This is a genomic window from Vogesella facilis, assembly GCF_042648525.1.
GTDB lineage: Bacteria > Pseudomonadota > Gammaproteobacteria > Burkholderiales > Chromobacteriaceae > Vogesella > Vogesella facilis.
In genome coordinates this window covers 120,339-143,974 of record NZ_JBHRXN010000001.1, presented here as the reverse complement: position 1 = coordinate 143,974, position 23,636 = coordinate 120,339, and the positions used below count along the sequence as shown (strand labels likewise).

At 66.6% G+C, this 23,636-nt stretch carries 25 protein-coding genes; 8 read left to right on the top strand and 17 right to left on the bottom strand.

Annotated features, from left to right (window positions below; translation table 11 throughout):
* Positions 1-29 precede the first annotated feature (29 nt).
* Positions 30-2,573: a DNA mismatch repair protein MutS gene (mutS, locus tag ACFOLG_RS00730; protein ID WP_386087390.1), complete on the bottom strand. Its 2,544-nt coding sequence runs from the start codon at positions 2,571-2,573 to the stop codon at positions 30-32.
* Between the two features lie 94 nt (positions 2,574-2,667).
* On the bottom strand, positions 2,668-4,518 hold the full coding sequence (locus ACFOLG_RS00725) for a sensor domain-containing diguanylate cyclase (RefSeq protein ID WP_386087388.1): 1,851 nt from the start codon (positions 4,516-4,518) through the stop codon (positions 2,668-2,670).
* A 312-nt stretch (positions 4,519-4,830) separates the two neighbouring features.
* Here ACFOLG_RS00725 and ACFOLG_RS00720 point away from each other — a divergent pair, with 312 nt between their 5' ends.
* The 4 genes from ACFOLG_RS00720 to ACFOLG_RS00705 all read left to right on the top strand — a co-directional run bounded on the left by ACFOLG_RS00720 (position 4,831) and on the right by ACFOLG_RS00705 (position 8,092).
* Positions 4,831-5,400 (top strand): GbsR/MarR family transcriptional regulator, encoded by a 570-nt coding sequence (locus ACFOLG_RS00720; RefSeq protein ID WP_386087386.1) that lies wholly within the window; start codon positions 4,831-4,833, stop codon positions 5,398-5,400.
* A gap of 3 nt (positions 5,401-5,403) precedes the next feature.
* Entirely contained in the window at positions 5,404-6,741 is a 1,338-nt protein-coding gene (locus ACFOLG_RS00715; protein WP_386087385.1) for a cytochrome ubiquinol oxidase subunit I, read from the top strand.
* Complete coding sequence (locus tag ACFOLG_RS00710; protein WP_386087383.1) at positions 6,738-7,748, top strand: cytochrome d ubiquinol oxidase subunit II; 1,011 nt, start codon at positions 6,738-6,740, stop codon at positions 7,746-7,748. Before ACFOLG_RS00715 ends, ACFOLG_RS00710 begins: the two co-directional genes overlap by 4 nt.
* Positions 7,749-7,957: 209 nt before the next feature.
* Entirely contained in the window at positions 7,958-8,092 is a 135-nt protein-coding gene (locus tag ACFOLG_RS00705; RefSeq protein WP_386087381.1) for a DUF3149 domain-containing protein, read from the top strand.
* Positions 8,093-8,270: 178 nt separating this feature from the next.
* On the opposite strand, the gene ACFOLG_RS00700 is transcribed toward ACFOLG_RS00705, so the two are convergent.
* Positions 8,271-9,059, bottom strand: a complete 789-nt coding sequence (locus ACFOLG_RS00700) for an inositol monophosphatase family protein (RefSeq protein WP_386087379.1) — start codon at positions 9,057-9,059, stop codon at positions 8,271-8,273.
* Positions 9,060-9,203: 144 nt separating this feature from the next.
* Between ACFOLG_RS00700 and ACFOLG_RS00695 the strand changes: the two genes are divergently transcribed.
* Genes ACFOLG_RS00695 through ACFOLG_RS00685 form a run of 3 tightly spaced genes read left to right on the top strand, consistent with a single transcriptional unit; the run spans position 9,204 to position 11,348 of the window.
* The gene (locus tag ACFOLG_RS00695; protein ID WP_386087377.1) at positions 9,204-9,980 is read left to right on the top strand and encodes an RNA methyltransferase; all 777 of its coding nucleotides are present in this window, start codon (positions 9,204-9,206) and stop codon (positions 9,978-9,980) included.
* On the top strand, positions 9,977-10,888 hold the full coding sequence (locus ACFOLG_RS00690; protein WP_386087375.1) for a DUF1853 family protein: 912 nt from the start codon (positions 9,977-9,979) through the stop codon (positions 10,886-10,888). Before ACFOLG_RS00695 ends, ACFOLG_RS00690 begins: the two co-directional genes overlap by 4 nt.
* 4 nt (positions 10,889-10,892) lie before the next feature.
* A complete protein-coding gene (locus ACFOLG_RS00685) occupies positions 10,893-11,348 on the top strand; it encodes a flavodoxin family protein (RefSeq protein ID WP_386087374.1) in 456 nt (151 codons plus the stop codon).
* 55 nt (positions 11,349-11,403) lie between these two features.
* Here the strand turns inward: ACFOLG_RS00685 and fnr are convergent, their stop codons facing one another.
* Positions 11,404-12,150, bottom strand: coding sequence for a fumarate/nitrate reduction transcriptional regulator Fnr (gene fnr / locus ACFOLG_RS00680; protein ID WP_386087372.1), 747 nt, complete (start codon positions 12,148-12,150; stop codon positions 11,404-11,406).
* 111 nt (positions 12,151-12,261) lie between these two features.
* Here fnr and hemN point away from each other — a divergent pair, with 111 nt between their 5' ends.
* Complete coding sequence (hemN, locus tag ACFOLG_RS00675) at positions 12,262-13,668, top strand: oxygen-independent coproporphyrinogen III oxidase (RefSeq protein WP_386087370.1); 1,407 nt, start codon at positions 12,262-12,264, stop codon at positions 13,666-13,668.
* An 80-nt stretch (positions 13,669-13,748) separates the two neighbouring features.
* Here the strand turns inward: hemN and ACFOLG_RS00670 are convergent, their stop codons facing one another.
* The 13 genes from ACFOLG_RS00670 to iscR form a co-directional block, all read right to left on the bottom strand.
* Entirely contained in the window at positions 13,749-14,198 is a 450-nt protein-coding gene (locus tag ACFOLG_RS00670) for an Rrf2 family transcriptional regulator (protein WP_386087368.1), read from the bottom strand.
* A 56-nt stretch (positions 14,199-14,254) separates the two neighbouring features.
* On the bottom strand, positions 14,255-15,493 hold the full coding sequence (hmpA, locus tag ACFOLG_RS00665) for an NO-inducible flavohemoprotein (RefSeq protein ID WP_386087539.1): 1,239 nt from the start codon (positions 15,491-15,493) through the stop codon (positions 14,255-14,257).
* 256 nt (positions 15,494-15,749) lie between these two features.
* The gene (locus ACFOLG_RS00660; RefSeq protein WP_386087366.1) at positions 15,750-16,007 is read right to left on the bottom strand and encodes a hypothetical protein; all 258 of its coding nucleotides are present in this window, start codon (positions 16,005-16,007) and stop codon (positions 15,750-15,752) included.
* Between the two features lie 239 nt (positions 16,008-16,246).
* On the bottom strand, positions 16,247-16,861 hold the full coding sequence (gene udk, locus ACFOLG_RS00655) for a uridine kinase (protein WP_386087364.1): 615 nt from the start codon (positions 16,859-16,861) through the stop codon (positions 16,247-16,249).
* 107 nt (positions 16,862-16,968) lie between these two features.
* Positions 16,969-17,604, bottom strand: a complete 636-nt coding sequence (locus ACFOLG_RS00650; protein WP_386087362.1) for a glutathione S-transferase family protein — start codon at positions 17,602-17,604, stop codon at positions 16,969-16,971.
* 132 nt (positions 17,605-17,736) lie between these two features.
* On the bottom strand, positions 17,737-17,931 hold the full coding sequence (gene iscX, locus ACFOLG_RS00645) for a Fe-S cluster assembly protein IscX (protein WP_386087360.1): 195 nt from the start codon (positions 17,929-17,931) through the stop codon (positions 17,737-17,739).
* 11 nt (positions 17,932-17,942) lie between these two features.
* Entirely contained in the window at positions 17,943-18,284 is a 342-nt protein-coding gene (fdx, locus tag ACFOLG_RS00640) for an ISC system 2Fe-2S type ferredoxin (RefSeq protein WP_386087358.1), read from the bottom strand.
* A gap of 42 nt (positions 18,285-18,326) precedes the next feature.
* Positions 18,327-20,186, bottom strand: a complete 1,860-nt coding sequence (hscA, locus tag ACFOLG_RS00635; RefSeq protein ID WP_386087356.1) for a Fe-S protein assembly chaperone HscA — start codon at positions 20,184-20,186, stop codon at positions 18,327-18,329.
* Between the two features lie 59 nt (positions 20,187-20,245).
* A complete protein-coding gene (gene hscB, locus ACFOLG_RS00630; RefSeq protein WP_386087354.1) occupies positions 20,246-20,779 on the bottom strand; it encodes a Fe-S protein assembly co-chaperone HscB in 534 nt (177 codons plus the stop codon).
* 87 nt (positions 20,780-20,866) lie between these two features.
* Complete coding sequence (iscA, locus tag ACFOLG_RS00625; protein WP_386087352.1) at positions 20,867-21,190, bottom strand: iron-sulfur cluster assembly protein IscA; 324 nt, start codon at positions 21,188-21,190, stop codon at positions 20,867-20,869.
* A gap of 104 nt (positions 21,191-21,294) precedes the next feature.
* Positions 21,295-21,678: a Fe-S cluster assembly scaffold IscU gene (gene iscU, locus ACFOLG_RS00620; protein WP_386087350.1), complete on the bottom strand. Its 384-nt coding sequence runs from the start codon at positions 21,676-21,678 to the stop codon at positions 21,295-21,297.
* 54 nt (positions 21,679-21,732) lie between these two features.
* Positions 21,733-22,950 carry an IscS subfamily cysteine desulfurase gene (locus ACFOLG_RS00615; protein ID WP_386087348.1) on the bottom strand — a complete coding sequence of 406 codons (1,218 nt, stop codon included), beginning with the start codon at positions 22,948-22,950 and terminating at the stop codon, positions 21,733-21,735.
* A gap of 22 nt (positions 22,951-22,972) precedes the next feature.
* Positions 22,973-23,464: a Fe-S cluster assembly transcriptional regulator IscR gene (gene iscR / locus ACFOLG_RS00610; protein ID WP_386087347.1), complete on the bottom strand. Its 492-nt coding sequence runs from the start codon at positions 23,462-23,464 to the stop codon at positions 22,973-22,975.
* Positions 23,465-23,636 lie beyond the last annotated feature (172 nt).

Sequence of the window (23,636 nt, the reverse complement as noted above, 5' to 3'; positions counted from 1 at the left end):
GTAGGAAAGCCCTAAAAAATAACCTGCCTTTATTTTGTCATTTTTTGCAGCTGGTACAGCCAGTCCAGCGCTTGGCGCGGCGAAAGATTGTCCACCTCCAGCTCCGCCAGCGCTTCCACCGCCGGGTGCGGTTCCGGCTCGTGCTGGATCACCACCGGGCTGGCGAACAGGTCCGGCTGGGCGCGGGCGGCGGATTCGTTTTCCAGCTCGGTGAGATAGCGCTTGGCCTCGCGGATTACCTTGGGCGGCACCCCGGCCAGCTGCGCCACCGCCAGGCCGTAGCTCTGGCTGGCCGGGCCGTCTTCCACGTGGTGCAGGAACACGATGCGGTCCTTGTGCTCCACTGCCGACAGGTGCACGTTGGCCACCGAGTCGTACTCGCCGGCCAGGCTGGTCAGCTCGAAATAGTGGGTGGCGAACAGGGTGTAGGCGCGGTTCTTCTCGATCAGCGCGCGGGCGATGGCCCAGGCCAGCGCCAGGCCGTCGAAGGTGGAGGTGCCGCGGCCAACCTCGTCCATCAGCACCAGCGACTTGTCGCTGGCGTTGTTGAGGATGTTGGCGGTTTCGGTCATTTCCACCATGAAGGTGGAGCGGCCGCCGGCCAGGTCGTCGCTGGCGCCGATGCGGGTGAAGATGCGGTCGATCTGGCCGATGGTGGCGCGCTCGGCCGGCACGAAGCTGCCGATGTGCGCCAGCAGGGTGATCAGCGCGTTCTGCCGCATATAGGTGGATTTACCGCCCATGTTCGGGCCGGTGATCAAGAGCAGCTTGCGCTCGGCGCCGAGCACCGTGTCGTTGGCGATGAAGCGTTCCACCTCCGCCTCCACCACCGGGTGGCGGCCGGCGATGATTTCCAGCCGCGTCTCCGCCACGAATTCCGGCTCCACGTAGTTGTGGGTTTCCGCCCGCTCGGCAAAGGCAGCCAGCACGTCCAGCCCGGCCACCGCCTGGGCGATCAGTTTCAGCTCGCTGATGTGCGGCGCCAGCCGGTCCAGCAGCGCCTCGTACAGCTGCTTTTCCAGCGCCAGCGATTTGTCCTGTGCCGACAGCGCCTTGTCCTCGAAGGCCTTCAGCTCCGGGGTGATGTAGCGCTCGGCGTTTTTCAGCGTCTGGCGGCGGCGGTAGTCGTCCGGCACCTTGTCGGACTGCGCCTTGCTGACCTCGATATAGAAGCCGTGCACCTTGTTGAATTCCACCTTCAGCGTGCTGATGCCGCTGCGCTCCTTCTCGCGCGCTTCCAGCGCCAGCAGGAAGTCGCCGCAGTCGGTCTGGATGGCGCGCAACTCGTCCAGGTCGGCATGGAAGCCGTGGTTGATCACGCCGCCGTCGCGCAGGAAGGTGGACGGCTCCGGCAGGATCGCCTCGCTCAGCATCGCCTCCACCGGCGAATTGTCCGGCAGCAGCGCCGCCAGCTCGGCCAGCAGCGGTGCCGGCAGGCTTGCGGCCAACGTTTTCACGCCGGCGAGTGCCAGCAGCGAATCGCGCAGCGCCGCCAGGTCGCGCGGGCGCGCCGAGCGCAGCGCCACGCGGGCGGTGATGCGTTCGATGTCGGCCACCTCGCGCAGCTGCGCGTGTACCTCGCCGTGTGCGGCCAACAGTGCGCGCACCGCCTGCTGGCGGCGGGCCAGCTTGTCGTGGCGGCGGATCGGGTGATGCAGCCAGTGGCGCAGCAGGCGGCTGCCCATGCTGGTGGCGCAGGTGTCCAGCAGCGAGGCCAGGGTGGGCGAGGGCTCACCGCGGATGGTCTCGGTCAGCTCCAGGTTGCGGCGGGTGGCGCCGTCCATGCGGATCAGCTCGCCGGCATCCTCCACCGCCAGCTGGGCGATGTGCGCCGGGTTCACCCCCTGCGTCGACTTGACGTACTCCAGCAAGGCACCGGCGGCGCCCACCGCCACCGGCAGGGTGTCGGCGCCGAAGCCGGCCAGGTCGCGGGTGCCGAAGTGGCGGGTCAGCGCCAGCTGCGACGACTCGGTGTCGAACTGCCACGGCGGCAGCTTCTTGCGCGGCATGGTAATGGCCTCGAACGCCGCCAGGCCGGTGTCGTCGGGAATCACCAGCTCGGCCGGCTTCAGCCGCTCCAGTTCGCTGTGCAGCTCTTCCACCCCGGTCTGCATGATCTTGAATTCGCCGCTGGCCAGCGACAGCCAGGCCAGGCCCAGCACGCCCTTGTGCATGTTCACCGCCAGCACCAGGTTGTCGCGTTTGTCGTCCAGCAGCGCGGCGTCGGTCAGCGTGCCGGGGGTGACGATGCGCACCACCTTGCGCTCCACCGGGCCCTTGGCCAGCGCCGGGTCGCCGACCTGTTCGGCAATGGCTACCGATTCGCCCATCTTCACCAGCCGCGCCAGATAGCCTTCCGCCGCGTGGTAGGGGATGCCGGCCATCTTGATCGGCGCGCCGCCGCTGGCGCCGCGCGCGGTGAGGGTGATGTCCAGCAGCCGCGAGGCTTTTTCCGCGTCCTCGTAGAACAGCTCGTAGAAGTCGCCCATGCGGTAGAACAGCAGCTTGTCGGCGTGGTCGCGCTTCAGCGCGAGGTACTGCTGCATCATCGGGGTGTGCTGGGGCGTGCTCATTCGGTGAATCCTGGGCAAAAGGTTGGCCGCAAAAATGCTGGCGCCCCGACTGGCGGGGCGCGGCGCGACATTTTACGGGATGCCATGCGGGACGTCACGGCAACAGCACAAAGCAGCGGTCGCGCCCCTGGTGCTTGGCCTGGTACAGCGCCTGGTCGGCGCGCGACAGCAGGCTGCTGCTGTTGTCGCCGGCGCGCTGCTGGCTCAGTCCGATGGACACCCGCAGCGGCACGCTGTGCTGCTGGTACTGCAGCGGCTGGCGGCGCAGGCTGGCCAGCAGCGTTTCGGCCAGCCGCTGCGCCATGTCGGCGTCGACGCCGAGCAGCAGCACGGCGAACTCCTCGCCGCCCAGCCGCCCGGCCAGGGTGTCGGCCGGCAGCAGCTGGCGCAGCAGCTGGGCGAAGTGGGTCAGCGCGTGGTCGCCGCAGTCGTGGCCGTAGTGGTCGTTGATGGCCTTGAAGTGATCCAGGTCCAGCATCCACAGGATGCTGCCGGCCTGCGGGGCGGCCAGCTGCGCCTCCAGCCGCTGCAGGAAGTGGCGGCGGTTGGCCAGGCCGGTGAGCATGTCGATGCTGGCCTGCTCGCGCAGCTGGCGCTCCAGCGCCTTGCGCTCGCGGATGTCGCGCGCCGAGCCCCAGATCACCGGCTTGCCGTCCAGCACGATGCGGCGGGCGCTGACTTCCACCTCGATCAGCTCGCCGTGCTTGCTGCGGTTGACGCTGTCGAAAGTTTCGCCGGCCTCCAGGGTGGCGGCCAGGCGCTGGCGGATCAGCTCCGGGCTGACATCCGGCACCACCTGCCACAGGTGCATGCTCAGCAGCTCGTCCTGGCTGTAGCCCAGCATCTGGCACAGGTAGTCGCTGACTTCCAGGAAGCGGCCGTCCATGTCGATGATGGACAGCGCGTCGGCGGCGTTCTGCAGCACCGCCTGGTACCAGCTGGTGCGGCTGTCCAGCGAGCGGCGGATCTCGCTGTTTTCCATGATCACCGCCAGCAGCCGGGCGCAGTCCTCCAGGATGGTGATCGCCTGCGGCGTGGGGGTGGCCGGCTGGCGCTGGTAGACGGCGAAGGTGCCGTGCACCTTGCCCTTGCTGTCGACGATGGGTTCCGACCAGCAGCTGCCGAGGCCGAAGCGGGCGGTGATGGCGCGGTACGGCTGCCAGTTGGGGTGCTGCTGCAGGTTCTCCGCCACCACGCGCTGGCCGTGCCAGGCGGCGGCACCGCAGCTGCCCACCGTGGGGCCGATGGCCATGCCGTGCAGCAGCTTGCTGTAGGCGGCGGGCAGCGACGGTGCCGCCACCGGGTGCAGGCATTGCCGGTCGTCCAGCAGCACGATGCTGCACAGCCAGCCCGGCAGCTGCTGCTCGACCTGGTGCAGCACCTGTTGCAGCAGCGCGGGCAGTGCCTGCTGCGCGGTGACGTACTGGCGCAGCACGCTGCTGTGCAGCGCGTGCCAGCGCATGCGCTGCTGCTGCGCGGCCTCCTGCTGTAGGCGCTGCAGCTCGGCACTGGCGCGCACGGCAAACGGCGCCAGTCCGGCCAGCAGCGCGTCGTCCAGCCCCGCGGCGTGCGGGCAGAACAGGCTGAGCAGCCCCAGGCAGTTGCCCTGTGCGTCGTGCAGCGGCCAGGCGGCATAGCCCTGCCAGGCGCTGCCGGTGGGCGAGCGGGCGCCGGCCGGCCCCTGCTGCTGCAGCAAAGGTTGGCCGCAGCGGATCACCTGTTCGCAGGGGCTGCCGGCCACGTCGTAGCCGTCCGAGGCGAGCGGCGGATGGCTGTACAGGATGCGCGCGTGCTGCCGGGGCTGGAAATGCAGGCTGCTGAGCAGCGCCTGGCTGCCCGGGAAGTGGCTGGCGACGGCGCTGACCAGCGTCTGCAGGTAGTGGCCGCCCAGGGTCGGGGCAGTCGCGTGCAGCAGCTCGACGCAAAGCCTGGATGGATCTGCCATCGCGCGCCCCGGTGGAGTTTCGATAGCTACAGTATCGTTGCTGTGCCGGCAGGCAACAATAAGCAGCTTGGCGTGGCCGGCCGCCAGCGCGGCGCCGCGCGGGGGCGGCAGCTGATGGCGGCTTGATGCAGGCCAAAGCGTGGTCGTGGCCGGGCAGACGCGGCACGACGGCGCCGGACGGGCTGGCGCCTTGTCGGCACCGGCGTGGCGGCGAATTCGGCGACCAGATCGGGCAACCTGCAGCAGCAGGGTGTTGCGGCCAGTCTTTGATCTGTGTCAAACTTTCAGAAATTACTGAAAATTGGAAAAACCATGAATCTGCCACCCCTGATCCAGTCCTTCGTGCTGCATTTCGGCGAGATGGGCAGCCACTGGGGCATCAACCGCACCGTGGGCCAGATCTACGCGCTGCTGTATGTCTCCGACACGCCGCTCAACGCCGACGACATCGTGGAGGCCATCGGCTGTTCGCGCTCCAATACCAGCATGGCGCTGAAGGAGCTGCAGGCCTGGAAGCTGGTGAAGCTGCAGCACCTGCCAGGCGACCGCCGCGAGTATTTCTCCACCCCGGAAGACGTGTGGGCCATATTCAAGACACTGGCGGAGGAGCGGCAGAAGCGCGAGGTGGAGCCGACGCTGACCATGCTGCGCGGCGCGATTCTGGAAACCCCGGGCAACGACGCCGAACGCCACGCGCAGGCACGCATGAACGAGATGTACCAGCTGATCGAGCTGGTGACGCGCTGGTTCGCCGACATCCGCGACATGGACGTGGACACGCTGCAGAAGCTGATGAAGCTGGGCAGCCAGGTGCAGAAGGTGTTGCAGTTCACCCAGAGCCTGTCGCGGCTTACCGGCCGCGACGGCGGCAAGGAGGAGTAGATCATGGAGTCGCTCGACCCCGTCACCCTGGCCCGCATCCAGTTTGCGGCCAACATCAGCTTTCACATCCTGTTTCCCACCATCAGCATTGCCATGGGCTGGGTGCTGCTGTTCTTCAAGCGCCGTTTCGACCATAGCGGCGATGCGGCGTGGCTGGACGCCTATGGCTTCTGGGTGAAGATCTTCGCGCTCACCTTCGCGCTGGGGGTGGTGTCCGGCATCACCATGAGCTTCCAGTTCGGCACCAACTGGCCGGGCTATATGCAGCGCGTCGGCAACGTGGCCGGGCCGCTGCTGGCCTACGAAGTGCTGACCGCCTTTTTCCTGGAGGCCACCTTCCTGGGGGTGATGCTGTTCGGCCGCTCGCGGGTGAGCAACCGGGTGCATACGCTGGCCACCTTCCTGGTGGCGTTCGGCACCACGGTGTCGGCGTTCTGGATCATCGCGCTGAATTCCTGGATGCAGACGCCGGCCGGCGTCAGCGTGGTGGGTGGCAAGGTGCATGTGCTGAGCTGGCTGGCGGTGATCTTCAACCCGTCGATGCCGTACCGGCTTACCCACATGCTGCTGGCCTCCGGGCTGACGGTAGCCTTCCTGGTGGCCGGGGTGTCGGCCTACCGCTGGCTGCGCGGCGATCGTGCCGGCGGCGTGCGTGCCGCGCTGAAAACCGGGGTGACGTTGGCCGCAGTGCTGATTCCGCTGCAGATACTGGCCGGCGACGCGCACGGGCTGAACACCTTCGAGCACCAGCCGGCCAAGCTGGCGGCGATCGAGGGCGTGTGGCACAGCGAGCGCGGCGCGCCGCTGCTGCTGTTCGCACTGCCGGACGAAGCCAGCCGCAGCAACCGCTACGCGCTGGGCGTGCCGAAGCTGGCCAGCGTGATCATCACCCACCATCCCGATGGCGAGATCCGCGGCCTGAACGAGTTCAGTGCCGGCCACCCGCCGGTGGCCAAGGTGTTCTGGAGCTTCCGGGTGATGGTGGCGGTGGGCGGGCTGATGCTGCTGTCCAGCTGGCTGGCGCTGTGGCAGCTGCGCCGCCGCGGCGAGCCGGCACCGTGGCTGGCGCGGCTGCTGGTGGCGATGACCTTCTCCGGCTGGGTGGCCACCCTGGCCGGCTGGTACGTCACCGAAATCGGCCGCCAGCCGTGGCTGGTGACCGGCATCCTGCGCACCGCGGAGGCAGCCTCGACGGTGGGCGGCGGCATGATCCTGTCCACGCTGCTGATGTATCTGGCGCTGTATGCGGTGCTGCTGGCGAGCTATGTGTCGGTGGTGTTCTACCTGGCGCGCAAGGCCGGCCAGCCGGCTGCGGCCAACCTTGAAGGAGTATCGGCATGACTGCGGAACTGGTATTGCCGGTGATCTTTGCCGGCCTGATGGCGATCTCGCTGCTCGCCTACGTGATCCTGGACGGCTACGACCTGGGCGTGGGCATACTGCTGCCGCTGGGCAGCGACAGCCAGCGCGACACCATGATCGCCAGCATCGGCCCGTTCTGGGATGCCAACGAAACCTGGCTGGTGCTGGGCGTCGGCTTGCTGCTGGTGGCCTTCCCCATGGCGCACGGCATCATCCTCGGCGAGCTGTACCTGCCGGTGGCGGCGATGCTGCTGGGGCTGATCCTGCGCGGCGTGGCCTTCGATTTCCGCGTCAAGGCGCAGGCGCACCACCAGCCGGCGTGGAACGCCGCCTTCGCCGCCGGCTCGCTGTTGGCCGCATTGAGCCAGGGGGTGATGCTGGGGCGCTACCTTACCGGCTTTGCGCCCGGCGCCGCCGCCTGGGGTTTTGCCTTGCTGGCCGGCGTGGGGCTGGCCGCCGGCTATGTGCTGCTGGGGGCCGGCTGGCTGATCATGAAAACCGAGGGCGAGCTGCAGCAGCGTGCTGTCCGCTGGGCGCAGCGCGCGCTGCTGGGCACCGCGCTGGCGGTGCTGTTGGTGTCGATTGCCACGCCGCTGGCCAGCAGCCGCATCGCCGCCAAGTGGTTCCTGCTGCCGGATTTCCTGCTGCTGTTGCCGCTGCCGCTGGTGAGCCTGGCGCTGTTCGTGCTGCTGGCGTTCAGCCTGCCCAGGTTGGCCGCACGGCAGGCGGCGGGGCGCGACAGCTTCTGCTGGCTGCCATTCGCCGCCAGCGTGGGCATCGTGCTGCTGTCGTTCTGGGGGCTGGCCTACAGCGTGTTTCCGGAGATCGTCATCGGCCGGCTGGACATCTGGCAGGCGGCCAGCGACGCGGAGGCGCTGTGGGTGATCCTGATCGGCGCCGCGGTGGTGCTGCCGGCCATCATCGGCTACACCGTGTTCGCCTACCGCGTGTTCTGGGGCAAGGCGCGCGGGCTAAGCTATTCCTGATGTGACAACATTGCGCCAACACAAAAGGGCAGGAGAAATCCTGCCCTTTTTCACGTCTGCCGCCGCATGGCCGTGCGCCAGTTGTGCACTGCGAGATACAAACCGTTACCAGCGTCAGCGCTGCTTGACTTGCATCAAAGCCCCTCATGGATGCAGGGGTATGATCGCTTCATCCAGATTGAATGCCGGCTAGCCGGAAGGAGAGCATCGTGGAACTGTGGAAACAGCTGCTATCGGATGATGTGGGTCGTCTGAGCATTATCGTTATTTCCGTAACGACGGTCATCGTGGGGGTATGCATCAGCTACTTCATCAAGAAAGCGAATTCCCGCGACGAGCAGTAAGGCTACCGGCAGCCGATGCCGGCAAGATCCTCTTGATGTGTGTGTGTTTGGGGGTACGGTGGTGGGCCGTACCCCTCTTTTTTTGCCCGCACTGCCGCCATGCGGCCAAGTTTGCATGCTCAAGACAAAGCCCCCGGCACGGTGCGTGCGCGGGGGCTTTGTCTCATCCGGCTACTGCTTACTTCACGTGCTGCGCGATGATAGGCAGCAGCTGGCCCAGTACTTTCGGCGGCGCGGCCACGATGTCGCCGCTTTCGAACCAGGTCTGTTCGCCGTGGAAGTCGGTGACCATGCCACCGGCTTCCTGCACGATCAGGCTGCCGGCCGCGATGTCCCACGGCTTGAGGTTGAACTCGAAGAAACCGTCCACGCGGCCGCAGGCCACGTTGCACAGGTCCAGCGCGGCGGAGCCTTCGCGGCGGGCGCCGGCGGTTTTCTTCAGCACGTCTTTCAGGATGTCCAGGTGCAGGTCCAGCATGCTCTGGTCCACTACCGGGAAACCGGTGGAGATCAGGCATTCGTTCATGTTGATGCGCTTGGACACGCGGATGCGGCGGTCGTTGAGGAACGAGCCCACGCCGCGGCTGGCGGTGAACAGATCGTTGCGGTTCGGGTCGTACACCACACCCTGCTGGATCTGGCCCTTGTGCGCCAGCGCGATGGACACGCAGTACTGCTGATGGCCGTGAATGAAGTTGGTGGTGCCGTCCAGCGGATCGATGATCCACTCGTATTCGGCGGCGCCGAGGCCGGAGGCACCGGACTCTTCTGCTAGAATCCCGTGCTTCGGATACGCTTCCAGAATGACATCAATGATCGCCTGTTCGGCGGCACGGTCGACTTCGGATACGAAATCGTTGTGCTTTTTGTTTTCGACGCGAATGGAATCCAGGTTCAGCGATGCGCGCTGGATCACATTGGCGGCGCGGCGAGCGGCTTTTACCGCGACATTGAGCATAGGATGCATTGACGGCCTCACAATAGAAATGGGCAATCGTCGTCCCGCTGTCGGGCGACGCCTGCCGTAAACTTGTCTGGGTTAAGGAGCGACAAAACCCCGTCGCAGCGACGGACGTTTCGGAAAACCCGCGATTCTACGCAAAATCACCCGATGAATAAACCCCAAGTACCTGATTTTTTGAAGAACATTCGCGTCGTGCTGGCTCGTCCCAACCACCCGGGCAATATCGGTTCGGCGGCGCGGGCGATGAAGACCATGGGCCTCACCCGGCTGTACCTGGTGGCGCCCAAGGTGTTCCCGTCCGACGAGGCCGACACGCTGGCCTCCGGCGCGGTGGACCTGCTGCAGACCGCCACCGTGGTGCCGACGCTGGCGGAGGCGCTGGCCGACGTCACCGTGGCCTGCGCGCTGACCAGCCGCCGCCGCGAGCTCAGCACGCCGCTGTCCACCCCGCGCGAAACCGCGCCGGAATTGATCGCGCGCGCGCGCGACGGTGAGCAGGTGGCGCTGGTATTCGGCAACGAGACCTTCGGCCTGTCGATCGAGGAAGTGGAGCAGTGCAACCGGCTGGTGACCGTGCCGGGCAACCCGGACTACTTCTCGCTCAACCTGGCGATGGCGGTGCAGGTGATGACCTACGAGCTGTTCAGCCATACCGGCGTCAGCGTCGACTACCTGAAACCGGACGGCGTCAGCGCCACCCAGGGCGAGGTGGACGGCATGGTGGATCACCTGAACGCCACGCTGGAAGACATCGGCTACTACCGCCGCCGCAACAGCGAACGCATGATCCGCCGCCTGCGCACCATGTTCCATCGCGCCGGCCTGCTGCGCGAGGAGATCGATATCCTGCGCGGTTTCTACAAGCAGGCGCAGCGCCTTGCCGGCAAGGCGCAGGGCGCAGATTCAGACGACAGCGCATCATGAACTACCGCCACCGGCTGGCCGAGGGCCTCAGCGCGCTACGCTGCCCGCCGGTGCGCGATCTGGCTTTTCTGCTTACCTGCCCGGCGCCGTGGCACAGCGGTGCCGAGATCGACAGCGCGCGGCTGCTGGGGCCGCAAGGTTGGCCGCAACTGCTGGCGCTGGATGCCGCGCCGCAGCCCTTGCTGGCCTGGCTGGTGGCGCGGCCGACGCGGCGGCTGGGGGTGTATGCCGAGTCGCTGCTCGAATTCTGGTTCGAGCTGGCGCCGCATATCGACTGCGTGGCGGCCAACCTGCCGCTGGCCGAGCACGGCCGCAGCATAGGCGAATTCGACTACCTGCTGCGTATCGACGGCCAGCCGCTGCACCTGGAGGCGGCCAGCAAGTTCTACCTGCAGCTGGATGCCGCCGGCGGCGAGCTGGTCGGCCCCAGCCTGCGCGATGCTTGGCCGCTGAAATACCGCAAGCTGGCCAGCCAGCTGGCGCTGGGTTGCCACCCGGCAGCGCAGCTGCCGGCCGGCTTTGCCGGCTGCCCGGCCTACAGCCGGCTGTCCGGCTGGCTGTTCTACCCCGGCGCGCCGCGGCCGCAATTTCCTTGCAACCCGGATGCCTGCTGCGGCTGGTGGCGGCGGCTGTCCGAATGTTGGCCGCAGCATGCCGCCGACAGCCGCTGGCTGATCCTGCCGCGGCTGAGCTGGCTGGCGCCGGCGCGCGCTGCCGTCGAGTCGGTGCTGAGCCTGGCGCAGCTGCAGGCCGAGCTGGCGGTGGCCGACGGCGCGCGGCTGGTGGCCGAGCTGGTGCCGGCGGCCGACGGCGACTGGCATGAGATCGCGCGCGGCTTCGTGGTGCGCGACGACTGGCCGCGGCCCGGCATGCTGGCCGAGCTGCAACGCAAGCTGGCTGCATCGTAGCCCCATGAAGACCCTGCTGTTCGTCTACGCCAGCCAGAGCGGCCATACCCGGGCACTGGTGATGGCCGCGGCGGGCGCCGCCGGCGGCGAGGACAATGTGGCGGTGCGGGTGCTGCCGGCACTGCAGGCCGGCATCGACGAGCTGCTGGCCTGCCACGCGCTGGTGCTGGCCACGCCGGAGAATTTCGGCTACATGGCCGGCGCGCTGAAGGATTTTCTCGACCGCACCTTCTACCCGGCGCAGGGCAAGGTGGCGGGTCTGCCGTACGCGCTGATCATCAGCGCCGGCAACGACGGCCAGGGCGCGCTGACTGCCATCCGCCGCATCGCCAGCGGCTACCCGCTGCACGAGGCGCTGCCGCCGCTGCTGGTAAAGGGCGAGGTGACGGAGGCGGCGTTGGCCGCCGCGGCGGAACTGGGCGCCACGCTGGCGGCGGCGCTGTCGATCGGCGCCATCTAGCACCGGACTGGCATGCAAAACGCCCCGCAGGGCGGGGCGTGGTGGTGGAGCTGGCTTAGCGCAGGCTGTTGGCTTGCGAGCAGCCGGCCACCAGCGCCTTCAGCTCTTCCGGCTGCAGCATCTGGATATGCTTGTGGTCCACCTTCAGCCAGCTTTGCTGCTGGAACTTGGACAGCGTACGGCTGACGGTTTCCAGTTTCAGGCCGAGGAAGCTGCCGATTTCCTCGCGGCTCATGCGCAGGATGAAATCGTTGGCGGCAAAGCCGCGCGCGGCCAGCCGTTGCGACAGGTTGAGCAGGAAGGCGGCCAGCCGCTCCTCCGCCTTCATATTACCCAGCAGCAGCATCACCGACTGGTCGCGCACGATCTCGCGGCTCATCAGGCGGAAGAAATGGTGCTGCAGGCTGGGGATGTCGCGGCCCAGGGTTTCCATGCGGTTGAACGGCAGCTCGCACACCTCGCTGTCTTCCAGCGCGATGGCGTCGCAGCCGTGCTGGCTGGCGGAGATGCCGTCCAGTCCCATCAGCTCGCCGGACATCTGGAAGCCGGTCACCTGCTCGCGGCCGTCCTGGCTGGAAACGCAGGTCTTGAAGAAGCCGGTACGCACCGCGTACAGCGAGCGGAAGCCTTCGCCGGAGCGGAACAGGTATTCGCCACGCTTCAGGCGGCGGCTCTGGCGGATCACCGCATCGAGCTGGGCCATTTCTTCCCGGTTCAGGCCGACTGGCAAGCAGAGTTCGCGCAAACTACAGTTGGAGCACGACACTTTCAGTGTGTGCAGGGAGGGGGTTTGCTCGGTCATGGGTTCCGGTTTTCGCAAGGCTAGAGGCTTGCTTGACACGCGTCAAAGCGTGGCAAGTGTCAATTAGCGCAAATTTACCAGCCCACCACCAGTTTTCCAAGCCAGAAAATTATGACACCCACCGCCCCCTTTATGCCGACCCAATGTGTTTTCGATCGCGAGCTGATCGAAAAACTGGAAGGTTCCGGCCCGCGCTACACTTCCTACCCCACTGCCGACCGCTTTCACGGCGGCTTTGGGGTCAAGGATTACGAACACTGGCTGCAGCAGCATGCCATCGGTGCCAGCCATCGGCCGATCTCGCTGTATGTGCACGTGCCGTTCTGTAACACCATCTGCTACTACTGCGGCTGCAACAAGATCATCACCAAGGACAAGAGCCGCGCCGACCAATACTTGGACTACCTGGAAAAAGAAATCGCCCTGGTGGCCGGCCGCCTCGGCTACCGCGAGAAGGTGATCCAGCTGCATTTTGGCGGCGGCACGCCGACCTTCCTGTCCGACGAGCAGCTCAGCCGGGTGATGGCTGCCATCAACCAGCATTTCGAGCTGCTGCCGGATGGCGAGTTTTCCATCGAGATCGACCCGCGCAAGGTTGGCCGCGACACCGTGCTGCACCTGGGCCGGCTGGGCTTTAACCGCATGAGCGTGGGCATCCAGGACTTCGACCCGGCGGTACAGCAGGCGGTGAACCGTATCCAGAGCGAGGAGGAGACCCTCACCGTGATCAGCGCCGCGCGCGAGGCCGGCTTCAAGTCGGTGAGCGTCGACCTGATCTACGGCCTGCCGCTGCAGAACGCCGACTCGGTGCGCCGCACGGTGGACAAGGTGGTGGCGATGAACCCGGACCGCATCGCGCTGTACAACTACGCGCACCTCCCCAGCGTGTTCATGCCGCAGCGACGCATCAACGAGGCTGACCTGCCCAGTGCCGCGCACAAGCTGGACATCCTGCAGAATTCGGTGCAGCAGCTGGCCGACGCCGGCTATGTGTTCATCGGCATGGACCACTTCGCCAAGCCGGACGACGAGCTGACCCGCGCGCTGCAGCAGGGCCGCTTGCAGCGCAACTTCCAGGGCTACTCCACCCACGCCGACTGCGACATGATCGGCCTGGGGGTGTCGTCGATCGGCAAGGTCGGTCCCTGTTATTCGCAGAACGAGAAGGATATCGACGCCTACTACGCGGCGCTGGATGCCGGCCACCTGCCGGTGCTGCGCGGCATGACGCTGACCCAGGACGACATCCTGCGTCGTAGCGTGATCCAGTCGCTGATGTGCCGCTTCTCGCTGTCGGTGGAGGCGATCGAGGAAACCTTCGCCATCAACTTCGCCAATTACTTCGCCGACGAGCTGCCGCTGATCCGCGAGTTCCAGCACATGGGGCTGCTGACCTTCGACGGCGACTTCCTGATGGTGGCGCCTAAGGGCCGCTTCCTGATCCGCAACATCGCCATGGTGTTCGACCGCCACCTGCGCGAGCGCGAAACCCGCGCGCGCTACTCCAAGACCATCTGAGGCCGGCGACAGCGCGGCGGCAGACGCAACAAAGCCCGGCATAGCCGGGCTTTTTGTTTGCGGCCAACCTTGGCGGATGCCTAGCTGCGGCTGGGCACGCCCATCAGGTGCAGCACGGCGATGGCCTCGCCGGTGGGGGTGGCCACCACATCGGCCAGGGTGTAGCGGTCCAGCACCGCGAAGAAGGCGCCCAGCGCCTCGTCCAGCACGCCTTTCAGCTGGCAGCGGCCACGCAGGAAGCACGGCGGCTCGGCACAGTCGATCAGGTCGCCGATGTCTTCCAGCGAGCGGATCACCTCGCCCAGCCGGTAGTGCGCGGCGGGGCGAGACAGCGCCAGCCCGCCGCCCTTGCCGCGGCTGGTGGCCAGCCAGTCGTGCTGCGCCATGAAATGCACCACCTTGACCAGGTGATTGCGCGACACGCCAAAGCGTTCGGCAATCTCGCTGATGGTGACCGGGGTCTCGCGCTGCGGGTAGCTCAGGTACATCAGTACCCGCAGGCCCAGGTCGGTAAAGTGCGTCAGTTGCATGGCGGCGGCGTCGGGAGCAAAGCCCAGAGCATACGCTTGCTGGGCGCCGGCCTCAATTACAGCCCGGTGCCGCCGGTGCCGAAGGCCTCGGCGTGGATGCGCGCGGCGTCCACCCCCAGCGCCAGCAGCGCGGCCTGCTGCTGCTGCATGAACGGCAGCGGCCCGCACAGGTAGTAGTCGGCATCCGGCAGGATGGCGCTGGCCGCCACCGCCGCCAGCTCGATGCGGCCAACATGCTGGTAGTCGCGGCCGGCGACGTCTTCGGCACGCGGCTGCTCGTACCAGACCTGGCTTTGCAGTTGCGGGTATTCGCGCGTCCAGTTGGCCAACTGCTGGCGGAAGGCGTGCACGCCGCCGTGGCGGCAGGCGTGCAGGTAGCGGATGCTGCGCGGGCTGTTGTGCTGCAGCAGCTGTTCCAGCATCGCCAGCAGCGGCGTGGTGCCGACGCCGGCGCTGAGCAGCACCACCGGGCCGCTGCGCTCCTCGTGCAGGAAGAAATCGCCCATCGGCGGCGCCACGTCCAGATGGTCGCCCTCGTTCACCGCGTAATGCAGCTGGTTGGACACCATGCCGGCCGGGCTGTTGTCGCCGGCTTCACGTTTCACCGAGATGCGCAGCGCACTGCCACCGGGCGCCGACGACAGGCTGTACTGCCGCGGCTGCACCATGCCCAGCTGCGGCACCAGCAGGCGTACCGACAGGTACTGCCCCGGGCGGTACTGCGGCAGCGGGCCGCCATCGGCCGGCTGCAGGTAGAAGGAGGTGATCTCTTCGCTCTCCACCACCTTGCGGCCAACCTTGAAGCCGCGCCAGCCGCTCCAGCCGCCGCGCTGGCCCGCGGCCTGCTGGTACAGCTTGGCTTCCTCGGCGATCAGGATGTCGGCCAGCTGGCCGTAGGCGGCGGCCCAGGCGGCGATCAGTTCATCGCTGGCGGCCTCGCCCAGTACCTCGCGGATCGAGGCCAGCAGGTGGCCGCCGACAATCGGGTAGTGCTCGGCGCGGATGCCCAGGCTGGCGTGCTTGTTGGCCACCAGCGCCAGTACCGGCGCCAGTACCGACGGGTTGTCGATGTGCTCGGCGTAGGCGGCCACCGCCATCGCCAGCGCCTGCTGCTGGCTGCCGGCCTGCTGGTGGCCCTGGTTGAAGATCTGCTTCAGCTCCGGGTTGTGCTGGAACATGCGGGCGTAGAAATGGCGGGTGAGGGTAACGCCGTGCTCTTTCAGTACCGGGGCGGTGGCTTTGACCAGTTGGCGGGTAGCGGCATCCAGCATGTGTGCATCCTTTAGATGTGTAATTTATACATTTTTAAAAGCGCCAGTGCCCGTGTCGGGCTCGCCGCTTCCCAGCCGCTGATGCATGGCAGGGCCGCTGGCAACGGCAAATTAAATATGTGCCAATTGTACATGTTTGAATTGGGGCTGTCACGGCGGCGGTGGCGAGATGGTGTAACGGGGAGTAGGGCGGGTCGGGGAGACTGGTGAAGGACGGAGAGGCCGGGGGGGCTGGGTGGCTGTCACGGCGGGTGGCCGGTGCAGGGGCGCGGCGGCTCGCTTAGTGCCGGGCGTGGTGGTCGCCGAGCGGGGGCGGGCGCAAAAAAACCGGGCCGCAGCCCGGTTTGTCGCTACCGTCCGCCTCCGTGATGTGTTCGGTGGCGGGGGCGTCCCGGTATTCCTCATACCAGTCGTCCAGCTCGGCCAGCAATGCCTGTTTGTTGCCAAAGCGGGCACTGGAGGCGCTGCGCTGGTGGGCGCCGCCCTTCTTCAGCTGCGGCGCGTGCGCAAACGGGTTGCGCGGTTTCAGGGTGAACATGGTTGCTCCTGTGGTGGTGAATAAGCCGGCGGCCACGCGGTGGCTTGGCCGCACAGCTGCAGGGTAACGCGTTGGTGGCCGCGGCCAAGCCCGGCGGTGCACGGCGGCGGCCGCCTTGCGGTTTTAGCGCCGGGTGTCCGGGTGCTGGCAACACTCGTCGTGGCCAAACTTGGGCCTGGCGGCAAGATGGCGGGTTGGATAGGGCGGCCGCCGGAAAGTTGCAAGAAATCAGCCGCTTGCTAGCCGATCAGGCTGGTGACCTTGGTGGTGATGATGTCCACCGCCGGCTCGTTGGCGCCGTGCGGCAGGATCACGTCGGCAAAGCGCTTGGTCGGCTCGATGAACTGGTTGTGCATCGGCCGCACCGTGGCCAGGTATTGCTCGATCACGTTGTCGGTGGTGCGGCCGCGCTCGGCGATGTCGCGCTTCAGGCGGCGGATGAAACGCACGTCGGCGTCGGTATCGACGAAGATCTTCAGCGACATCATGTCGCGTAGCGCGGCGTCGTACAGCGGGAACAGCCCCTCGATCACAATCACCGGCGCCGGCTGGATGCGCACGGTCTCCTCGGCGCGGTTGTGGCGCGCGAAGTCGTACACCGGCATGTCGATGGCCAGGCCGTTGCGCAGGTCGTCGATGTGCTCGATCAGCAGCGGCCAGTCGAAGGCGTGCGGGTGGTCGTAGTTGGTACCGAGGCGCTGTTCGAACGACAGGTGGCTCTGGTCGCGGTAGTAGTAGTCCTGCACGATCACGGCTGCCATCTCCGGCCCGATCGCCTCCAGCACCTTGTGGGTGACCGTGCTCTTGCCGCTGCCGCTGCCGCCAGCGATGCCGATGATGAACGGTGTGCTCATGTCTGTTGCCCCAACAAAAAAGCCCGCCATTCTAATGACTTGGCGTGCATCCGACTACCGTGGCGGCCAAATGGCCAGGCTGCGGCGCCGGCCGCGTGACGCCGCGCTCACGCTAGCGTAGCGGCCTGTTCGGTTTCCGCGGCGTCGAACCACTCCAGCAGCGCGGCATCGGCCAGCAGGTGGTCGGCATAGGCGGCGGCCAGCGGCGGCAGCTCGATACCGTAGCTGACGAAGCGGCAGGCCACCGGCGCGAACATGGCATCGGCGATGCTGAAGCGGCCGAACAGCCACGGCCCTCCATCCACGTGGCGCTGGCGCAGGCCCTGCCAGATGTCGCAGATGCGGCGGATGTCGGCGGCGGCCTCCGCCGACGGCTCGTGGCGGGTACGCAGCGTGACGTTGAACGGCAGCTCGCCGCGCAGCGCCAGAAAGCCGCTGTGCATCTCGGCGCTGACCGCGCGCGCCTCGGCGCGGTCGGCCGGGTCGTCCGGCCACAGCTTCGAGGCGGGGAACAGCTCGTTCAGGTATTCGCAGATCGCCAGCGAATCGTGCACGCGCAGGTTGTCGTGGTACAGCACCGGCACCTTGCCGGCCGGGTTGGCCGCCAGCAGGTGCTGCTGGCTGTCCGGCATGTACAGGCGGATGTGCTGCTCGCGGAACGGCTCGCCGATGTGCTTGAGCAGCAGCCACGGCCGCAGCGACCATGACGAGAAATTCTTGTTGCCGATGACCAGGGTCAGCATGACGGCCTCCGAAGGTGCTGGTGGAATCTGGAATGCTCCAGCATAGCAAAGCCGGCCGCGCCGCGGGCCGGCAACGCAAACGCCCTGCGCGGGGCAGGGCGTGGGGAACGGCATGCGGCCAACGTTGGCGGCTTATTCCGCCTCGTCGATCCAGGCCTGCTGGATCGCTTCCAGCACTTTTTCGCCGCCGCGCTTGTGGTCGTCGTCAAAGCCGGGCAGGTCCACCACCCAGTTGTGAAGGTCGACGAAGCGCACGGTTTTCGGGTCGATGTCCGGGTGCGCGTCGCACAGCTCGATGGCGATGTCGTTGATGTCGCTCCACTTCATGGCCGGGCTCCTCAGTGATGTTCGCGGGCGTGGTTGATGGTGTAGCGCGGAATCTCCACCACCAGGTCGTGATCGGTGACGATGGCCTGGCAGGACAGGCGCGATTGCGCCTCCAGCCCCCAGGCCTTGTCCAGCATGTCGTCTTCCAAGTCGTCGGACGGCGGCAGCGAGTTGAAGCCTTCGCGCACGATGACATGGCAGGTGGTGCAGGCACAGGACATTTCGCAGGCGTGCTCGATCTCGATGTCGTGGGCCAGCAGCGCCTCGCAGATGCTGGTGCCGGTGGCGACGTCGTCGAGCACGGCGCCGTCCGGGCACAGGTCGGTATTGGGCAGCACGATGATACGCGGCATGGGGTAGTTCTCCGGGTTGGCCGCAGGCGGCCGTCTCAATGGTTACAGGGCGCCGATGTTCTTGCCCTTGAGCGCGCGCTGGATGTTGCGGTCCATGCGGCGGGCGGCAAACGGCTCGCTAATCTGGTTCAGGCGCTGGGTGGCGGCGTTGACGTCGCGCGTCACCTGGGTGGCGATGGCGGTGTGCAGGCCGGCCAGCGCGCCATCCAGCTCGGCGCGTTCCTCGGCCTCCAGCAGGTCGCCGTCCACTTCCAGCGCGGCGTGGATGGCGGCGATCAGGCTCTCGGCATCCACGATCGCCTCGCGCAGCTTGCGGGCGTTGATGTCTTCCTGCACATGGCTCAGCGATTCAGTGAGCATGCGGCTGATCTCGTCGTCGGACAGGCCGTAGGACGGCTTCACCTCGATGCTGGCCTCCACACCGGAGGTCAGCTCGCGCGCGGTTACCGACAGCAGGCCGTCGGCGTCCACCTGGAAGGTGACGCGGATGCGCGCGGCGCCGGCCACCATCGGCGGGATGCCGCGCAGCACGAACTTGGCCAGGCTGCGGCAGTCGGCCACCAGCTCGCGCTCGCCCTGCAGCACGTGGATGGACATCGCGGTCTGGCCATCCTTGAAGGTGGTGAATTCCTGCGCGCGCGCCACCGGAATGGTGCTGTTGCGCGGGATGATCTTCTCCGCCAGCCCGCCCATGGTCTCGATGCCCAGCGACAGCGGAATCACGTCCAGCAGCAGCCAGTCGTCGCCGCCCTTGTTGCCAGCCAGCACGTCGGCCTGGATGGCGGCGCCCAGCGCCACCACCTTGTCCGGGTCGAGGTTGGTCAGCGGCGGGCGGCCGAAGAAGTCGCCGACGGCTTTCTGCACCTGCGGCATGCGGGTGGCGCCGCCCACCATCACCACGCCCTTGACGTCGTCAACGGTGATCTTGGCGTCGCGCAGCGCCTTGCGCACCGGCAGCAGGGTCTTGTCCAGCAGGGTCTTGCTGATGTCGTGGAAGGCGGCCTGCGCCAGCTCCAGGTCGATGGTCTGGCCGTCGGCCAGCACGGCGGTGATGCGGGTGCTGGCGTGCTCGCTCAGCGCCTCCTTGGCTTCACGCGCGCGGGTCAGCAGCAGGCGGGTGTCCTGCGCGGTCAGACCGTGCAGGCCGGCCTGTTCCAGAATCCAGCAGTAGATGCGGTGGTCGAAGTCGTCGCCGCCGAGCGAGGAGTCGCCGCTGGTGGCCAGCACTTCGAACACGCCGCGCGACAGCGCCAGCACCGACACGTCGAAAGTGCCGCCGCCGAGGTCGTACACCACGTAGGTGCCCTCGGCGCCGTTGTCCAGGCCGTAGGCGATGGCGGCGGCGGTGGGCTCGTTCAACAGGCGCAGCACGTTGAGGCCGGCCAGGCGCGCGGCGTCCTTGGTGGCCTGGCGCTGGGCGTCGTCGAAGTAGGCCGGCACGGTGATCACCGCGCCCACCAGATCGCCGCCGAGGCTGGCTTCGGCACGGCTCTTCAGCGTGCGCAGGATGTCGGCGGACACTTCCACCGGGCTCTTGTGGCCGGCGCGGGTCACCAGCTGCACCATGCCCGGCGCGTCGACGAAGCGGTAGGCGCTGCGGCCAACGTCATGGATGTCGGCCAGGCCGCGGCCCATGAAGCGTTTCACCGACACCACGGTGTTGGCCGCATCGCGGCTCTGTTCGGCCTGCGCCGCGTAGCCCACCACCACGCTGCCGTCCGGCGCGTAGCGCACCACCGACGGCAGCAGGGTGCGGCCCTGCTCGTCCGGCAGCACGCCGGCGCTGCCGCTGCGCACGGTGGCAACCAGCGAGTTGGTGGTACCCAGGTCGATGCCCACGGCCAGGCGGTGCTGGTGCGGGGCGGCGGAAAGGCCGGGTTCGGCGATTTGCAGTAGGGCCATGTCGGGTCAGCTTACTTTGTGCAAAGGTTGGCCGCGGCCAACCCGGGGTTTGTGCGGGTTCAGTACAGCAACGCTTCGATGGCGTCGCCGATTTCCTGGTCCAGTTTTTCCAGAAAGCGCAGCTTGCGCACCAGCAGCGCGGCGGCGGCGGTGTCGGCGGTGTCGTCCAGCACCGTGGCCAGCTCGGCTTCCAGTGCCGTCACATCGCCGCGCAGCTGCCGCGACAGTGCTTCCAGCGCGGCCACGTCCTTGCCGTGGCGGGCGTCCTCGATGTTCTCGCGCCATTCCATCTGCGCCATCAGGAACGCCGGCGGCATGCTGGTGTTGGTTTCCTCGGCGGTATCCACGCCGGCCAGCGTCAGCAGGTAGCGGGCGCGCGCCAGCGGCGACTTCAGCGTCTGGTAGGCCTCGTTGATGCGGGTGGCCTGCATCAGCGCCACGCGCTTTTCCGCGTCGCCGGCGGCGGCGAAGCGGTCCGGGTGCGCGGCGGCGGCGGCGGTGCGCCAGGCGCTGTCCAGCGCGGCGCTATCGATACGGAAGCGGCGCGGCAGCTGGAACAGCGTGAAGTGATCCTGCGAGAAGTCGGCGGACATGCGGGCTTTCTGCAAAAACCGGGGTAAAAAAACGTCAAAACCGGCCCTGCCGCGTGGGGGCGGCACAGCCGGTGGCAGGGAGCGGGCTTAGACGTTGAAGCTTTCGCCGCAACCGCACTCGTTCTTCACGTTCGGGTTGTTGAACTGGAAGCCTTCGTTCAGGCCTTCCTTGGCGTAGTCCAGCTCGGTGCCGTCGAGGTAGGCCAGGCTTTTGGCGTCGGTGAACACGGTGACGCCGTGGCTCTGGAAGGTCACGTCGTCGTCGCTGGTGACATCCACGAACTCCAGCTTGTAAGCCATGCCGGAGCAGCCGGAGGTTTTCACCCCCAGACGGATGCCCAGGCCCTTGCCGCGTTTGGCGATAAAGTTGCTGACGTGGGTTGCTGCGCGTTCGGTAAGCGTGATTGCCATAATGCTTCTGCCTTGTGCTGGCGGCGGGCCAGCGGCCCGCCGTGAAGGACGCCCCCGATAAACGCCCGCTTGCATGCAGCTGGGTTTATCGAGGTGTCCTCGAATCATTTCACGTGCTTTTGCTTGTAGTCGGCGACGGCGGCCTTGATCGCGTCTTCGGCCAGGATCGAGCAGTGAATCTTCACCGGCGGCAAGGCCAGTTCTTCGGCGATCTCGGTGTTCTTGATGGCCATCGCTTCGTCCAGCGACTTACCTTTCACCCATTCGGTGACCAGCGAGCTGGAGGCGATGGCGGAGCCACAGCCGTAGGTCTTGAACTTGGCGTCTTCGATGATGCCGTCTTCGCTGACCTTGATCTGCAGCTTCATCACGTCGCCACAGGCCGGGGCGCCGACCATGCCGGTACCTACCGATTCGTCACCCTTGTCGAAAGCACCCACGTTGCGGGGGTTTTCGTAGTGGTCCATCAACTTGTCGCTGTATGCCATGATCTTCTCCTGCGTGCGGCCAACCTCTAACGTTGGCCGCATCATCAAAATGGTTTAGTGGGCGGCCCACTCGATGGTGTTGAGGTCGATGCCGTCCTGGAACATCTCCCACAGCGGCGACAGTTCGCGCAGCTTGCCGATCTTCTGCTGCAGCAGCTGCACGGTGTAGTCGATGTCGGCTTCGGTGGTGAAGCGGCCGATAGAGAAGCGGATCGAGCTGTGCGCCAGTTCGTCGTTGCGGCCCAGGGCGCGCAGCACGTAGGACGGCTCCAGCGAGGCGGAGGTACAGGCCGAACCGGAGGACACGGCCAGATCCTTGATCGCCATGATCAGGCTTTCGCCCTCGACGAAGTTGAAGCTCACGTTCAGGTTGTGCGGCACGCGCTGGTCCATGTCGCCGTTCAGATACACCTCGTCGATGCTCTGCAGGCCTGCCCACAGGCGGTCGCGCAGCGCGCCGATGCGGGCGTTTTCGCTGGCCATTTCTTCACGGGCGATGCGGAAGGCGGCGCCCATGCCGGCGATCTGGTGCGTGGCCAGGGTGCCGGAGCGGAAACCGCGCTCGTGGCCACCGCCGTGCATCTGCGCTTCCAGGCGCACGCGCGGCTTGCGGCGGATGTACAGCGCGCCGATGCCTTTCGGGCCGTAGGTCTTGTGCGCGGAGAAGCTCATCAGGTCGACCTTGAGCTGCTCCAGATCGATTTCCACCTTGCCGGTGGCCTGGGCGGCGTCCACGTGGAACAGCACGCCGCGGGCGCGGCAGATTTCGCCCAGCTGGGCGATCGGCTGGATCACGCCGATCTCGTTGTTGACGAACATGATGGAGGCCAGGATGGTGTCCGGGCGCAGCGCGGCTTCGAAATCGGCCAGGCTCACCAGGCCGTTTTCCTGCACGTCGAGGTAGGTCACCTCGAAGCCCTGACGCTCCAGCTCGCGCATGGTGTCCAGTACCGCCTTGTGTTCGGTGCGCTGGGTGATCAGGTGCTTGCCCTTGCTCTTGTAGAACTGGGCGGCGCCTTTCAGGGCCAGGTTGTTGGACTCGGTGGCGCCGGAGGTCCACACGATCTCTTTCGGATCGCAGTTCACCAGCGCGGCCACGTCGGCACGGGCGTTTTCCACCGCTTCTTCCGCTACCCAGCCGTAGCTGTGGCTGCGCGAAGCCGGGTTGCCGAACTGTTCGGTCAGGTACGGGATCATCACTTCGGCCACGCGCGGATCAACCGGGGTGGTGGCGGAGTAGTCGAGGTAGATCGGGTGCTTATGCTCGCTCATTACGGGTCTCCACGTAGTCGCGTCAGGCAGCGTTGCTGCCGGCGATGGCGTCGCTACAGGAGGCTGTGCGGCGCAGGGTGCGTTGATCTTGTACGACGCTGGTGTCTTTCGCCTTCTGGTTGTCTACCAGGCTGGCCAGGCTGATCTTGGACAGGTAGTCGAAGATGGTGGCGTTGAGGCTGGTCCACAGGTCGTGGGTCATACAGCGGTGATTATCGTGGCAGTTTTCGCGGCCGCCACACTGTGTGGCGTCCACTGGTTCGTCAACGGCGACAATAATGTCGGCGACGGAGATCTCGGCCACGGTACGTGCCAGGGTGTAGCCGCCGCCAGGGCCGCGTACGCTTTCTACCAGCTGCGCGCGGCGCAGCTTGCCGAACAGCTGTTCCAGGTAGGACAGGGAAATGCCCTGACGCTCGCTGATGCCGGCCAACGTTACCGGACCGCCGGATTCGCGCAGCGCGAGATCCAGCATGGCGGTGACGGCAAAGCGTCCTTTGGTGGTGAGGCGCATGGTGTAGGCTCCCAGAGTGGTTGACCGGATTATCCCAATCCCGAGTAATTTAGTCAACTATTGTGCGCGGGGAGTTCAATACTGTCGGAGGCAAGGATAATGACTGCCGGAGGGGCGGGGAATCCTGCGCTTGGCGTACGTCGTGCGACGGAGGCTGGCATGGATGGCCGCG